This is a genomic window from Candidatus Zixiibacteriota bacterium (assembly GCA_040756055.1).
Lineage (GTDB): Bacteria > Zixibacteria > MSB-5A5 > GN15 > FEB-12.
The window spans coordinates 63,926-77,788 of the sequence record JBFLZR010000007.1 but is presented as its reverse complement, the minus strand read 5'-3'; the positions used below and the strand labels follow the sequence as shown (position 1 = coordinate 77,788).

Below are 13,863 nucleotides of genomic sequence, written 5' to 3'. Positions count from 1 at the left end.
GGCCGCAGGCTAACGCACTTCCTGTGGTCTTTCATATAACGTGACGACATAAGTTCGCGCGAGCCAGGAAATCAGTCAGCGATGACCGGCTGTCGCAACGTATCTTCAGGCTCAAGAGGATGCCGGCATGAAGAGCATAATTTCACTTTCGACATTAGTCATATTTTCCCTGTGGACTCCAGTCTCTGGGCAGAATATCAGTGAGCAAATTGACTCGCTGAGAGCCGTAGGCGAGCGCGAGGGCTGGACATTCACGATAGGCGAAACCTCCGCCACGAACAGGCCCCTTCACCAACTCCGCGGAGCAAGAGTTCCCGACAAGTTTCCCGAAGCGCCGCTGTTTCAGCCGGCCCCGGCTATCGCGGCGATGGGACTGCCGTCGTCATTCGACTGGAGAGCCTTAAACGGCGTCACCCCTATCAAAGATCAGGGGGTGTGCGGAAGTTGCTGGGCCTACGCCACCGTCGGCGCTCTGGAAAGCAATATCCGCATAAAGGACGGCATTATAGTGGATCTGTCAGAACAATACCTGGTAAGTTGTAATCAAGACGGCTACGATTGTGTGGACGGAGGATGGTGGTCTCACGATTATCATCTTCATGATTCCATCCCGACGAGAAAACTCGATGACTGCGGCGGCTGGGGGCCGGTGCTGGAGGAAGACGCGCCATACACGGGTCGCGATGATCCGTGCGGCTGTCCGTACCCTCACGCGATAGATTACTGCCTGCAGGGGTGGGGCTATGTTGGTGAGCCGGGGACAATACCGCCGACCGACCTGCTAAAGCAGGCTATCATGCAATACGGACCTTTGTCGGTAGGCGTTTACTGCAGTAACACCGCGTTCCAGGACTATACGGGCGGAGTCTACAACGCTTGTTACGGCGATGACATCGACCATTGCGTCGTTCTCGTCGGCTGGGATGACAACCTGGGCGAAAACGGCGCCTGGATTATGAAAAACTCATGGGGCACCGGATGGGGCGACGCGGGATATATGTTCATTGAGTACGGGTGCAACCTTATAGGGTACGGGGCCACTTATGTTGACTACGGTCTGCCTCCGCAGATATACTTCTGGGGCGACAGCCTCTACGGGCTTGCCCCTCATACCGTGAATTTCGATGCTTTTTATCCCGACGCGGTCGAGTCGTGGAGTTGGGAATTCGGTGACGGTGAATCCGCCGGCATCCAAGCACCGAGTCACACTTATGATGAAAGAGGAAATTTCGACGTCAGCGTGGAGGTTGTCTCCGGCGGGGAGACGCACAGTGCGACAAAGCAGATGTACATAGTCTCGATCGCCGACACACTCAAGACAGCCAATCAGCACGGTCAGCCCGGCGATACCGTGATTATGACACTCTCCACTTTCAACTCTGCCCCCGTCGAATACTTCAAGATACCGGTCGAGTTCGCCAACGATTTCGGCCTGATTTACCTCGGCTTTTCGGTGGAGGGATGTCGCACCGAGTACTTTGAATTAACGACGTATTTACATTCCGACCTCTGGGGTACGAAGCGATTCACCCTCAAGCTGGTGTCATCTCTATCGGAAACCTCGCCGGACCTTTCACCCGGTGAAGGCCCGATCGTGAAACTCCTCTTTAGGATACCCGCGACCGCAACTGAAGGCAAAACCGCCGACATCTTTCTCGATGGTTACGATATCTATCTTCCAACCTATTCCGGCGACCTGATTGACTATGAGGTACCGACTATTGCCGGAAGTATCACGGTTGGGGAGTATTGTTGCGCTCTCGGAGGTGATGCCACCCACAACGGCGCTGTCGATATCGACGACATCATCTATCTCGTTGACTGGAATTTCGCGTCCGGCCCGCAGCCGTCGTGTCTCGACGAGGTGGAAATCGATGGGACACCGCCGTTCACTATCGAGGATCTCGTCTATCTGGTCAATTATGTTTATAATGGTGGCCCGGCCCCGGCCGATTGTCCGTAAGAGGGTCGGTCCAGCGGCATAAATATAAGGCGAACCGGATGTTAGACCCGGTTCGCCTTTGTGCTTTTCTCTTGTAACAACCGCACGCGTGCACCCCTCAAGGCTCAGCCCGATTCTTCCGATTATAGATATACCCGACTAACATCTTGCGCTATTCTATCTTCGGGGTTGGGGAAACATTCTGTCTACAGTGGTAAGCCAGGGAGAGGTATGAGAATATTGCTGGTTGAAGACGACCCGGCAGCGATCAAGGTTTGTGTGGCTGTGTGCAGCGAGGCGGGCTATGAAGTGGTCGTGGTCAACTCCAGAAAGTCGGCTATCAACCAGTTGAACGGTTCCGCTTTCTTCGACATAATCATTCTCGGACTGTTTCTGCCGGGGATGGACAGCTTCCAGTTTCTCGAATACCTGCAGTCAAATCACCGTTTCAATAAAACACCGGTGTTGGCCACGTCGGTACTTCATGACAAGGATACGGTCGTTCGTTGTGCCGAGCTTGGCGTCAAGGAAATCATAATCAAACCGGTGGAAAGCCAGATTCTCATCGCGAAGATACAGCATATCTACGAGCGCTTCATAAAATCCGTCGTGGTGGTTGATGGTGATCCGCTGATAAGAAATCTTTTGAAGAAGATTCTGGAGCGGGAGGGTTACAAGACGATCATGGCCGAGTCGGCGCAGGAGGTTCTCGAGATACTTGAAACCAATCGTGTTGGCATGGTCATAACCGGTCTGGAGCCATCGGGGATGAGCGGCATGGAACTCACGGTGGCGATCAAAGAGAAGAACGCCAATGTTCCCGTTTTCGTTATTACCGGTAAGAGCCAGAAGTTCGACAACGACTATGTCATTCAGTCCGGGGCCGACGGTTATATTTCAAAGCCATTCAAGAATTTCGAGATCGCCCGCCGTCTCGCCCCGTTCTTGGCGTAGACCAACACCAACCAGGTTTTGACAGCCCTCTGTTCGAATCCCCTAATAATTTCTGGATGAGAAGACATTTTAAATGGTGGCCCGCAGTTTGATTGAAGTGGGATTGGGCTATCGATGATGGTGCCGAAGGCGGGGCTGGCCTTGCCGGCTTTGTGGGGTAGCTCGCTGAGGATTTTCTCTAAAGTTTGATGTGGGGTAACGCCATCTATAATGGTGCCGAAGGGGGGACTCGAACCCCCACTCCCTTGCGAGAACTGCGCCCTGAACGCAGCGCGTCTACCAGTTTCACCACTTCGGCACGTGTAAATTGGCAGTAGATAATAGCGAAAAGCCCAAATATTGTCAAGTGCGTTAATGAGAACCGCGGAAGTCAGCTCTATTTGAGTTGTAAAAAGAAATTATACGGCTGGCCAATCCTGCCGCAAGGGCTGAAAATACCTACCGAAACCTTGTAGGTCCCGGGGGCAACATCCAGCACTCTGCGAAGTGTATAGTCATTTCCGGGCATCCATAAGTTCACAGGAATATCGGGGAGAAAATCCAGAATCTTCTTATTGCTTCCATCAGACGGGTAGAGATGAAGAAATATCTTGTTCGCCTCTTTGATAGGCTCCATCGACTCCATCTTGAAACGAATAGCGGTCGCATGACCGCCTGTTTCTTCAAGCGAAATTTCTTCTAACCTGACGGCACTGCCAAACATGTGGTGGCCGGAAACCGGGCCCACGACCTGAAGAGCCGGTCCTTTTACGATAGGAACAACCTCGACCATGACTATCAGTATAACAAACGCTGATATCAGCGATATTTCCATGTACGAGATCAACTGTTTGATTCGACGTTTGTCTCTACCGCGCCGGTAGATATGTTTTAACAATAGCGCGACATAGCCAGTCAGAATTGCTGCCATCAGGCCAACGTGTACCCCGGCCAAAGGAACTCGCAGATCGGCGTTAATCTTATATTCCGATATCAAAGCCATGTTCACCGCCGACCGATAGCCAGCCCAACCGAATATAAAAAGCACTACCGTCGAGACTAGCCACCAAACAGGATGAAGCCTACAAAAATAACTTCGCCACAGAGTTCGGAGGAAATACAATGTAAGAGGAATAACAAACACAAATGGCGGAAAAAAGATTCGTGTTTCGCGGGCAAAGGTAAGCACAAACGTGAACAGAACTGTCAGACCGACAAAGATCGCTCCGCCAGTTGCCAGATACCGCTTTTCCTCGATCCGACCGTGATTGACAACGCTCATCCATCCCAGCAGCGACGTGAGCCACATGAATCCGAAAGCTATGATAGCGGACACGATGGTATCGTTTATACGACCCTCACCGTCGAAATTAAACAGCAGAAGCTGCCACCGTTTCGGATCAATCTCCTCCCAAAGCAGTAGTCGGTAGAGGAAATATACGGCTACAGGGAACACCAGACCGATCACCTGCCTTCCGGTCGGCACCTGCTTTCGGGACCACCATGCCCATAGAATCAGGATGGGGTATAACAATAAGATCTGCTCCCGCGCAAACAGACCCAGCACCAGATAGACACCCGCCAGAATCCATCGATCCCGCATTACCGCCAGCAGGAGTAGAATCAGGAAGATGTATGACCAGATGTCGTCCCAGGTGTGAGTCGGCTCGAAGTGGGCTCCAATGACTGGATAGGCTGTCATTAGAAGGACAACACCCAGGTTCGCCCAAATCCTGTCGAAGAGCATATGTCGCAAATAGCGGTAAAACAGCAACCCCAGCCCCATAGCCAGTCCATACTGAATCACGAAGAAAGACTGTTTGATAGCAAGACCGGTGAGTTTGTTCATCGCCAGAGTCGCATAACTCTGCCATATTCGGACCGCGAACGGATGCCATGTCATGTGGAATTTCAATTTCGCTTCCCACATTTCCTCCGGCAGCGCCATGGGTGACCAGAAACAGCATTGCTGCAAATAGAGTGACAGGCCCAACGCTGCAGCCGAGATCAAAGCAGGTAGCCAGTATTCTTCAATGTAGCGTTTCAGTCCGGGCAAAATGAAATCACCTTTTTCCTTTTCAGGTAAAGCGAAACGAACTGTGGTCACGCGATGTTTGTAACCATCGGACTGATAATAACCGGCATGAGCACCGCAATCAATATAAATTCAAGTATCGGGCTGATACCGGTTCTTGAAAAAACCGGGTTCTCTGCCACAAAAAAACCGCCCGCGTTTAAGCGGGCGGTCGCAATAATCGAAATGTCTAATCGCCTAATTCAAATAAGCTCTCAGCGAACGGCTGCGCGAGGCGTGACGGAGCCGGCGAATCGCCTTCTCCTTGATCTGCCGCACGCGTTCCCGCGTCAGCGAAAACCGGGCGCCGATCTCTTCGAGCGTAAGCGGCTTCTCATGATTGAGACCGAAATACAGGTTGATAACCTCGGCCTCGCGGTCAGTCAGCGAGTCCAGAGCTTTTTCAATCTCGATTTTCAGAGAGCCGGTCAACAAGGCTTCATCGGGTGACGGCTGATATTCATCCTCGAGAACATCGATTAATGAATTATCCTCCGACGACGAAAACGGAGCATCGAGCGAAAGATGTGAATTGGATATCTTCAGAGTATCGGATACCTCACCTTCGGACAGCTCCAGTTCGTTGGCGATCTCTTTCGGCGACGGAATGCGCCCGAGACCCTGTTCCAACTGACTGGAGACTTTTCCAATCTTGTGAAGGGTTCCGACTCTGTTGAGAGGCAGACGCACGATACGACTCTGCTCGGCCAGAGCCTGGAGTATCGCCTGCCTGATCCACCACACCGCGTAACTGATAAACTTGAAACCACGGGTCTCGTCAAACCGTTTGGCCGCCTTTATAAGGCCAATATTGCCTTCGTTAATCAAATCGGCCAGGGACAGACCCTGATTCTGATACTGTTTTGCCACTGAGACGACAAAGCGCAGATTGGCCTTAGTTAGTTTCTCCAGGGCACGTTTATCTCCCTGCTTTATTCTACGAGCCAACCGCACCTCTTCCTCAGCGCTGATGAGAGGTGTTTCCCCGATTTCGCGGAGATAGAGATCCAACGATCTGTCTTCATCGCGATATTTTAGGGATTGTTTAGCCACAGTCTACGACCTACTCCTTCCACCATAGTATTGTTTATAACCACAAAACGTGGTCATTCTATTCAAAAAACGAACCTAATTTTCGTCCGTCTACAATCTGATCACCTTACGGGCGATCGTTCCATCGGGTTCCACCACAATGAGGGGCACCCTGCCCATCTGACCCGAAATATCCCGGCTTATACGCTCAACATCCGCAATTGATTCAACGGACTCGTTATTCACCTGGAGAATAATCGTTCCGCGGGTAATTGAGGCGTTGTCGGCCGGACTGCCGGTCAAAACGCGCCGGACATAAACTCCCTCGATACGTTCGATGCCGAGGGCGGCAGCGACGTTATCGGTGAAGTTCATGAGTTCCATCCCCAACCATCTTGAAACCTCGAAATCGCCCTCAGGGTTCCGGGGAGTTTCGTCAAGCGAGGCCAGAAAAGTATCACGATCACCGACTATCGTTGTCAGCGTTAGGTGCTCGCCCTCGCGCACGACTTCTATCGGAATCGGCTGGCCGGACTTTACCTGAGCGATCAGCACCGAAAGCTGGCTGTTGTTGTTGACCGGCTGACCATCGATGGTCAGCACGATATCGCCGGTTCGCATACCCGCCCTGTCAGCGGGCGAATCGGCGAACACGGAGTCAATCAACACGCCCCGAACAGCATCGAGCCCCTGACGGCGAGCTTCCTGTTCGGTGAGCCGTCCCAGCCAAACTCCGAGCCACCCGCGGCTGACCCGGCCGGAGGCAATCAGATCCGGAACCACCGAACGCGCCAGATTAATCGGAATGGCAAACCCGATACCGACCGACCCGCCGGTAGGACTTGAAATGGCCGCATTGACGCCGATACACTCACCACGAATATTCAGAAGCGGCCCTCCGGAATTACCCGGATTTATCGAGGCATCGGTCTGTATATAATTTTGATAAGCCGGTGTCTCCCGGCCGAAATTCAGGTTACTTCTCCCCTTTGCCGAAATCACACCCACCGTTACAGTTCTATCAAGACCCTGCTGCGGGAACGGATTGCCGATAGCTATCGCCCAGTCCCCGACCTTGATAGCGTCGGAATCGCCAAAGGGTATGGTCGTTATTTTTTCTTCCGGTTCAATTTTCAGTACCGCCAGATCGGTCTGCGGGTCGGTGCCGACCAGTTTGGCCTCGTAATTATATCCCGATGCGGTGGTAACAGTCAGTTTTTCGGCGTTCTCAATGACGTGATTATTGGTGATAACATAGCCGTCCTCGCGAAAGAAAAACCCGGAGCCGGCCGAGGTCGCATAAGCCGAGCCCTGATGCCACCAGGGGAGGTCATCCACGCGAGCCCTGGCCGAAATGTGCACCACCGCGCCTTCGACAGCCGCAACTACGGCCACGAACGGCGACTCATATCCATCGTCACTCTCCACGACTGGATACATGTTCAGATTGGGCATTACCGATGCATTTTTGGCCACGGAAGGAGAGGTGAAATCCAGACCGGACGAAATCAGGATCCCCAGTATCAGAAATACGACCGCCGCCGAAATCACTAAATAATACTGACGCCCCTTCGAAGCACTATTTTGAGGGGAGAAAAAGCGTGAGCTCAAGTAATCTTATCCTCCAGACACTTAGCCAAGTAAAGTAACCTTTCCCTACTTTTCTGTCAAGGGAAAATTGAACGCCCGGCATACCTATTATTTTAACGCAACGAACAGCCCATTTGATTCAAAAAAACTTTTATCTATCAACAGCTTGGCGCTTTTTTCCGGGTCAGTCGATGCTCACAACAAGCTTCCGTCTGCCGCCAGCCCCGCCAAGCGCCCGATAATCACCCCTAACACATTAACAGACAGAAACTTGAGTTGAGTCGAGCCTGCTCGACACGTGCCGAACCCTCTTCAGAGTTGTTGACAACCGTCGAAAAAGCCTCTAACTTCCCGTAAGCCATGAAAAACCATATCAAAATCGCTGATGAAATCGCCAGAATTGGCAGAATGTTGTACCTGAAAAACATGATTGCCGCAGCCGAAGGCAACATATCTGCCCGGCTGAGCGACACTGAGATCATGGTTACGGGATCCGGCATCTCGAAACAGAATATCACGATTGACGATTTGGCAGTCGTGGATTTGAAGGGCAACATCCTTCAGGGCTTTCGAAAAGCGACCTCGGAACTGAAGATGCATCTGGCGGTGTACTCGGCGCGTCCCGATATCGGCGCCTGCGTACATTCACACGCCCCCAACGCTACTTCATTCGCCGTCGCGGGCCAATCGATTCCGGCGAACGTACTGCCGGAGATGGCGCTTTTCATAGGCGAGGTCCCACTGGTCGAATATGCTCCTCCGGGGACAGAGCAGGTGGGCATTTCCCTGAGGCCGTATTTGGACGACTCCAACGCCTTTCTCTTAAGTAATCATGGGTTGCTGACCGTAGGCACCGACCTACTTGAGGCTTATAATCGCCACGAGACAGTGGAGCATTGCGCGCACATAATCCGGCTGGCCCGCCAACTCGGCAAGGTGAGATCGATACCCGATGAAGACCTTGAGCGGCTGGGCAGAATGCGCCAGGCAGCCCAAACGGAAACCCGGCAGCGAGGGCAGAAAGCATGATAATTAAAAAAGCCATAATCGATAAGGCTAATCGCTTATATCAGCTACCGCTCGATATCGTGTCCTTTACCAGAGAAAAAACCCGGCCGACCCGCATTAAGAAAATTGACGTTCTCGATCTTGCCAGATTCAACTGGCCGGTAACGTTGACCGCCGGGTTGACCTTATCCGAAAAGCAGCTCTTCCCGGCGGATAAGAGCCGCATAAGTTTACTCAAGGAAGCAGTGGCCGAATGGATATCGAACGAGCACGGAGCAAAAGTCAATCCGGGAAAAGAGGTATTCATTGGCGGCGGGATATCATCGATCATGATGACTCTCGCCCTCGCTTTCGTTGACAACGGAGATATTGTCTTTGTCCCCGAATTAGGGCTTCCTCTATACCGGAAAGTGACTATGGCGTGCGGCGGCGAACCGGTCCACTATACCGTCTCGCACAAGAATAACTGGCAGCCTGATTTTGAAAGACTCAGCACCAGACTGGGCCGCGTGGCGCGTCTTTTATTTCTCAATTCCCCGCACAACCCTACCGGGGCTTCCCTCGACGCGAAGGCGATGGAGAATTTGATATGGATGGCTTCCAGGGAAAACGTTGTGGTCGTGAACGATGCCGCTTACCAGGCAATCAGCACCCATAAGCCGGCTTCGCTACTGGCTATCGAGGGTGGCAGGAAAGTCGGGATCGAGGTGTATTCCTTCGCTTATACCTTCGGACTGCCTGCTATACCCTTCGGTTTCGCGGTCGGCAACAGAGATGTCATCAACGGGCTGGAATCGGCTGGCTCCCTCTTGCCGGCATTTATCCCCGATTTCTATATAGACTTGGCCCTGACGGCCATCAGGCAATACCCCGGAGATAACCTGAAAAATGCCCGCGATATAATCGAGCGATCTGAAGCTGAGGCAGTTAAATTGGCCGACATGCTCTCGCTGGAAAAGGCCGGTTTCGATTCAACGCCGTTTTTGTGGGCAAAAATAGCCGGACGAAAGCATGCGCGGACACAGGCCAGTATCCTATACCGTCGCAGTCGAATCCTGGTGGCTCCCGGCACGGCTTTCGGGGAGAACGGCGACGGCTTCATAAGGCTGTCCCTGACCACTCCACCGGAAGATTACCAGACAGCCCGTGAGCGTATCAAGCGTAAATTAAACCTATTGAAGGTGAGCGAAGACGACTGATGAAGGACATCATACGACTCAGCGGCCTATCGTTCTACGGCTATCATGGAGCCACCGCGGCGGAAAAGGAGACCGGACGGGTTTTCGAGGTCGATTGTGAACTCGAGGTCGATCTGGCGGAGGCTGGACGTTCCGACCATTTGTCCGATACTATTGATTATAGGCAGGCTTATGACGTAATTAAGGAAACGGTGGAAGGAAGAGCGTATTCGTTGCTGGAAGGCCTGGCGACAAGCCTGGCGACGAAACTGCTTGAGAGCTTCCCGGCTTACCGGGTCACCTTGAGAGTCCGGAAAATGAATCCTCCGATTCCCGGGCAGATTAAATCGATCGAAGTGGAATTGACCCGGTATCAGGAGGATACGTCGAAGCTGATGGACAAAAATCAGCAGTAGAGGTTGAGCATGGCAGAAACAGTTTACATCTTGATGGGCTCCAACATCGGGGACCGCGAAAAAAACCTTCAGATGGCCCTCGCAAAGCTGGAACTCGTGTCCGGTCTCGAAATAGTGGCTACCTCGGCCATTTATGTTACCGAGGCGAAAGAAATGGAAGGCGAAAATCCGTCTTTCATGAACCAGGTGGTGATGGCCGATTATCAGTACCGTCCCCAGGGGCTGCTGAACGAACTCGAGTTGATAGAAAAGAGCATGGGGCGCACCGGCAAAGGTCAGAAACTGCCCCGCACGATTGACCTGGACATTCTGCTGTTTGGAGAACAGATTGTCGAGACAGCAACGCTGTCGATACCGCACCGGGAACTGCTGAAACGGCCTTTTGCCATGTTGCCGCTTTTGCAGATCACGCCGGACCTGATACACCCGGTAACCAAAACACCAATTGCTGACTTTGTCAGCGAACAGGATGAACAGGAAGTTATCCTGTATAAGGATCATGTCGCCAGAGACATATGAACCAAGATATATAGCCGTCGAGGGCGTGATAGGTGTCGGCAAGACGACCTTCGCGCGCATGCTGGCTGAACGCATTGACGCGGAACTTCTCAACGAGGAAGTGTTCGAGAATCCCTTCCTTGTCGATTTCTACAAGAATCGAAAGCGGTATGCTTTCTCGGCCCAGCTCTATTTCCTGATATCCAGATTCCAGCAGCAGCAGCAGCTCATGGTGCGCGACCTCTTTGCCCAGCGCATCGTGGCTGATTATCTGTTCGCCAAAGATTCTATCTTCGCCTCGGTCACTCTCTCCGATCGCGAGCTCACGCTTTATAATAAAATCGCGCCGGTTCTCTCGGCTGATATCCCTCGACCGGATCTGGTGATCTACCTGCAGGCCTCTACTGCCATTCTCATGAAAAGGGTTCAAAAGCGCAATTTCAGTTTCGAAAAGTCCATAGACTCCGACTACCTCGAGGTGCTCAACAAGGCGTATGATTACTTCTTCTTCAATTACACCGAAACACCTCTGCTGGTGGTCAAAACCGATGAAATAGATTTTGTCAATACGCCGGAGCATTTTGATGATTTGATAGGGCAGATCCAGAAACCGATTTCCGGTAAAAAGTACTACTCCCCCGCCGGGGATCTGGCCGGGAGATGATGACCATGTCTTCCACACGAGAAACAAAAAAAGTTACCATACAGACTATCATTGGGATGAAAGCCAAGGGCGAGAAAATCGCCGTCTTGACCGCCTATGACTTCTTCACCGCCCAATTGATCGACAAAGCCGGGATCGACATAGTCCTGGTCGGCGATTCCGCCAGCAACGTAATCCATGGTCATGATTCCACCCTGCCTATCTCCATGGACATCATGGTGGCGCATACGGCCGCCGTCGCTCGGGGTACGAAGCGGGCGCTGGTGGTGGCCGATATGCCGTTTATGTCGTTTCAACCCTCTATTCAGACTGCCATCGAAAACGCCGGACGCTTTCTAAAGGAAGGGGGCGCCGAGGCGGTGAAGATCGAAGGGGGCACGGAGATGGTCCCGACAGTTAAAAGAGTGATCGAGTGCGGCATACCGGTCATGGGACACATCGGGCTCACGCCGCAGTCTATTCACAGATTCGGCGGCCCGAAAGTCCAGGGCAGGCACGAAAAATCCCGCGCCTACCTCATGGAGTCCGCCCTTGCTCTACAGGAAGCCGGTTGTTTTTCAATGGTTCTGGAGCTCATGGAGGCCAAAATCGCGGGTGAAATCACCGACGCTCTGGATACGATGGCTACGATCGGAATCGGAGCCGGCGTTAACTGTGATGGTCAGGTGCTGGTAATCAATGACATGCTCGGCCTTCGCCCCGAAGGTTTCAAGCCCAAATTTCTCCGTGAATATGCCAATCTTCCTCCGATCATAGCTGAGGCCGTCGAGAAGTACATCGATGACGTCCGCAGGAGCAAATACCCCGGTGAGGATGAATCGTACTGATTCCTGATTGGAAACTTCGAATTTTAATGCTTGTCTTATAACTTCCGATCCGGTAACCTTCACTTGGAATTGCTCACACAGAATTATCAACGACATGCTTGAATGAATTCCGGTTAACGGAAACCGGCGATCCGGATAAGCTGTTCGCCATTTGAGTTTGTGGAGGTGACGCAGAGCTTTTGTTGACCTTCTCATAAGTTCGCGATAAAATGTATGTCGGTGATCAGTCAAAATAGGAGTGCTCAAAAATGGGTATGATGAAAGAATTTAAAGAGTTTGCCGTCAAAGGCAATGTCGTCGACATGGCGGTCGGTATAATTATCGGCGCCGCCTTCGGGACGATCGTCAAATCGCTGGTGGAAGACGTTATCATGCCGCCAATCGGGTTGCTGCTCGGTAATGTTGACTTTTCGAATCTCTTCATCGTGTTGAAACAGGGAGCGGAAATAGCTGCTCCGTACGCCACAATTGCCGACGCTCAGGCAGCGGGAGCCGTAACACTCAACTACGGTATGTTTGTCAACACGGTTATCAGCTTCCTGATCGTCGCTTTCGCGGTTTTCATGTTAGTCAAGAGTGTCAACAAACTCAAAAGACAGCAGGAAGCACCGCCGGCCCCGTCGCCGACCACCAAAGAGTGTCCGTTCTGCTTGTCTGAGATCCCTATTAAGGCCCGGAAGTGCCCGCACTGCACATCGGAATTACAGACATCTTAGCCATTACATTTTAGAGGAGGTTTACATGTTTAGATACCTTAAAGCGCCACTCGTTGTTCTTGTCTTTCTGGCGCTTGCTGTGGCCGCCCAGGCCGCGGAAGAAGACAGTATGTACGTAGGCTGGAAGAAATCTCTGATCGTAGACATCACCACCACCCAGACCGCTTACTCCAACTCATGGGTAGGTGGTGAGGCCGGTTCGGTCAACTGGGTGGGTAATCTCAACGGCAAAGCCAGCAAGTATCTCAAGGAGTGGTTCGAGTTGAGATCCAGCCTGAAGATGTCGTTCGGCCAGACTTTGACACAGGACGAAGAGACCAGAGACTGGAGCAAGCCCAAGAAATCGACCGACCTGATCGACTTCGAAAATGTGGGCCTGTTTGTACTTCACAAGTATGTTGACCCTTACGTGGCTTTCAGGCTCGAGAGTCAGTTCTATGACGGCAGCCATCCCGCCAAAAAACTCTTTTTCTCGCCGATCAAGCTCACCGAATCAGCCGGTGCGGCGCGCAAGTTCTACGAGAAAAAGGATGATTTCGTTCTCAGCCGACTCGGCTTTGGCTTCCGGCAGATTATCCAGAAATACATAGCCGATACGTTGACTTTGGCCACGGAAAGTGAGACATCCACCGATGGCGGTATCGAGTCCGTGACCGATGCCAGCCTGTCACTCCACGACAATATCAAGTACACGGGTAAGCTCACTTTGTTCAAGGCGCTCTTCTATTCCAAGAGCGATGAGGTCAAGGGCACGGAGTACGAAGACTACTGGAAGGCGGTCGATGTTAACTGGGAGAATATCATCAGCGCCTCGGTAACCAAGATCGTCACGGTCAATCTCTACACGCAGGTGCTGTATGACAAGGAGATTTCCAAGAAGTCGCGCATCAAGGAGACGGTGGCTATAGGGTTTGTTTTCAAGATGATGTAGGCAGTCGCGACATTATTGATAATATAAACAAAACGGCCGGGCGCTCGTAAGTGA

13 protein-coding genes and 1 tRNA gene are annotated in these 13,863 nt (G+C 52.1%); 10 read left to right on the top strand and 4 right to left on the bottom strand.

The window, feature by feature from the left end:
• Positions 1–127: 127 nt before the first annotated feature.
• Positions 128–1,963, top strand: a complete 1,836-nt coding sequence (locus AB1483_12590; protein ID MEW6413287.1) for a C1 family peptidase — start codon at positions 128–130, stop codon at positions 1,961–1,963.
• Positions 1,964–2,173: 210 nt separating this feature from the next.
• Positions 2,174–2,896, top strand: coding sequence for a response regulator (locus AB1483_12585; protein ID MEW6413286.1), 723 nt, complete (start codon positions 2,174–2,176; stop codon positions 2,894–2,896).
• A gap of 211 nt (positions 2,897–3,107) precedes the next feature.
• On the opposite strand, the gene AB1483_12580 is transcribed toward AB1483_12585, so the two are convergent.
• The 4 genes from AB1483_12580 to AB1483_12565 all read right to left on the bottom strand — a co-directional run bounded on the left by AB1483_12580 (position 3,108) and on the right by AB1483_12565 (position 7,592).
• Positions 3,108–3,194: transfer RNA gene (locus AB1483_12580), tRNA-Leu, on the bottom strand.
• A 78-nt stretch (positions 3,195–3,272) separates the two neighbouring features.
• Positions 3,273–4,931, bottom strand: coding sequence for a hypothetical protein (locus AB1483_12575; GenBank protein MEW6413285.1), 1,659 nt, complete (start codon positions 4,929–4,931; stop codon positions 3,273–3,275).
• 216 nt (positions 4,932–5,147) lie between these two features.
• Positions 5,148–6,002 carry a sigma-70 family RNA polymerase sigma factor gene (locus AB1483_12570; protein MEW6413284.1) on the bottom strand — a complete coding sequence of 285 codons (855 nt, stop codon included), beginning with the start codon at positions 6,000–6,002 and terminating at the stop codon, positions 5,148–5,150.
• Positions 6,003–6,092: 90 nt separating this feature from the next.
• Positions 6,093–7,592 (bottom strand): trypsin-like peptidase domain-containing protein, encoded by a 1,500-nt coding sequence (locus AB1483_12565; protein MEW6413283.1) that lies wholly within the window; start codon positions 7,590–7,592, stop codon positions 6,093–6,095.
• Between the two features lie 339 nt (positions 7,593–7,931).
• On the opposite strand from AB1483_12565, the gene AB1483_12560 reads away from it, so the two are divergent.
• The 8 genes from AB1483_12560 (at position 7,932) to AB1483_12525 (ending at position 13,809) form a co-directional block, all read left to right on the top strand.
• A complete protein-coding gene (locus AB1483_12560) occupies positions 7,932–8,600 on the top strand; it encodes a class II aldolase/adducin family protein (GenBank protein MEW6413282.1) in 669 nt (222 codons plus the stop codon).
• Positions 8,597–9,778 carry an aminotransferase class I/II-fold pyridoxal phosphate-dependent enzyme gene (locus AB1483_12555; protein MEW6413281.1) on the top strand — a complete coding sequence of 394 codons (1,182 nt, stop codon included), beginning with the start codon at positions 8,597–8,599 and terminating at the stop codon, positions 9,776–9,778. Before AB1483_12560 ends, AB1483_12555 begins: the two co-directional genes overlap by 4 nt.
• Positions 9,778–10,173: a dihydroneopterin aldolase gene (gene folB / locus AB1483_12550; GenBank protein MEW6413280.1), complete on the top strand. Its 396-nt coding sequence runs from the start codon at positions 9,778–9,780 to the stop codon at positions 10,171–10,173. The genes AB1483_12555 and folB overlap by 1 nt, the downstream gene beginning before the upstream one ends.
• Positions 10,174–10,182: 9 nt before the next feature.
• A complete protein-coding gene (folK, locus tag AB1483_12545; GenBank protein MEW6413279.1) occupies positions 10,183–10,692 on the top strand; it encodes a 2-amino-4-hydroxy-6-hydroxymethyldihydropteridine diphosphokinase in 510 nt (169 codons plus the stop codon).
• Positions 10,673–11,335, top strand: a complete 663-nt coding sequence (locus AB1483_12540; protein ID MEW6413278.1) for a deoxynucleoside kinase — start codon at positions 10,673–10,675, stop codon at positions 11,333–11,335. Before folK ends, AB1483_12540 begins: the two co-directional genes overlap by 20 nt.
• Before the next feature lie 5 nt (positions 11,336–11,340).
• Positions 11,341–12,162, top strand: a complete 822-nt coding sequence (gene panB, locus AB1483_12535) for a 3-methyl-2-oxobutanoate hydroxymethyltransferase (GenBank protein MEW6413277.1) — start codon at positions 11,341–11,343, stop codon at positions 12,160–12,162.
• 254 nt (positions 12,163–12,416) lie between these two features.
• Positions 12,417–12,878, top strand: a complete 462-nt coding sequence (gene mscL / locus AB1483_12530; GenBank protein ID MEW6413276.1) for a large conductance mechanosensitive channel protein MscL — start codon at positions 12,417–12,419, stop codon at positions 12,876–12,878.
• A 25-nt stretch (positions 12,879–12,903) separates the two neighbouring features.
• Positions 12,904–13,809, top strand: coding sequence for a DUF3078 domain-containing protein (locus AB1483_12525; GenBank protein MEW6413275.1), 906 nt, complete (start codon positions 12,904–12,906; stop codon positions 13,807–13,809).
• The last annotated feature ends 54 nt before the right edge of the window (positions 13,810–13,863 follow it).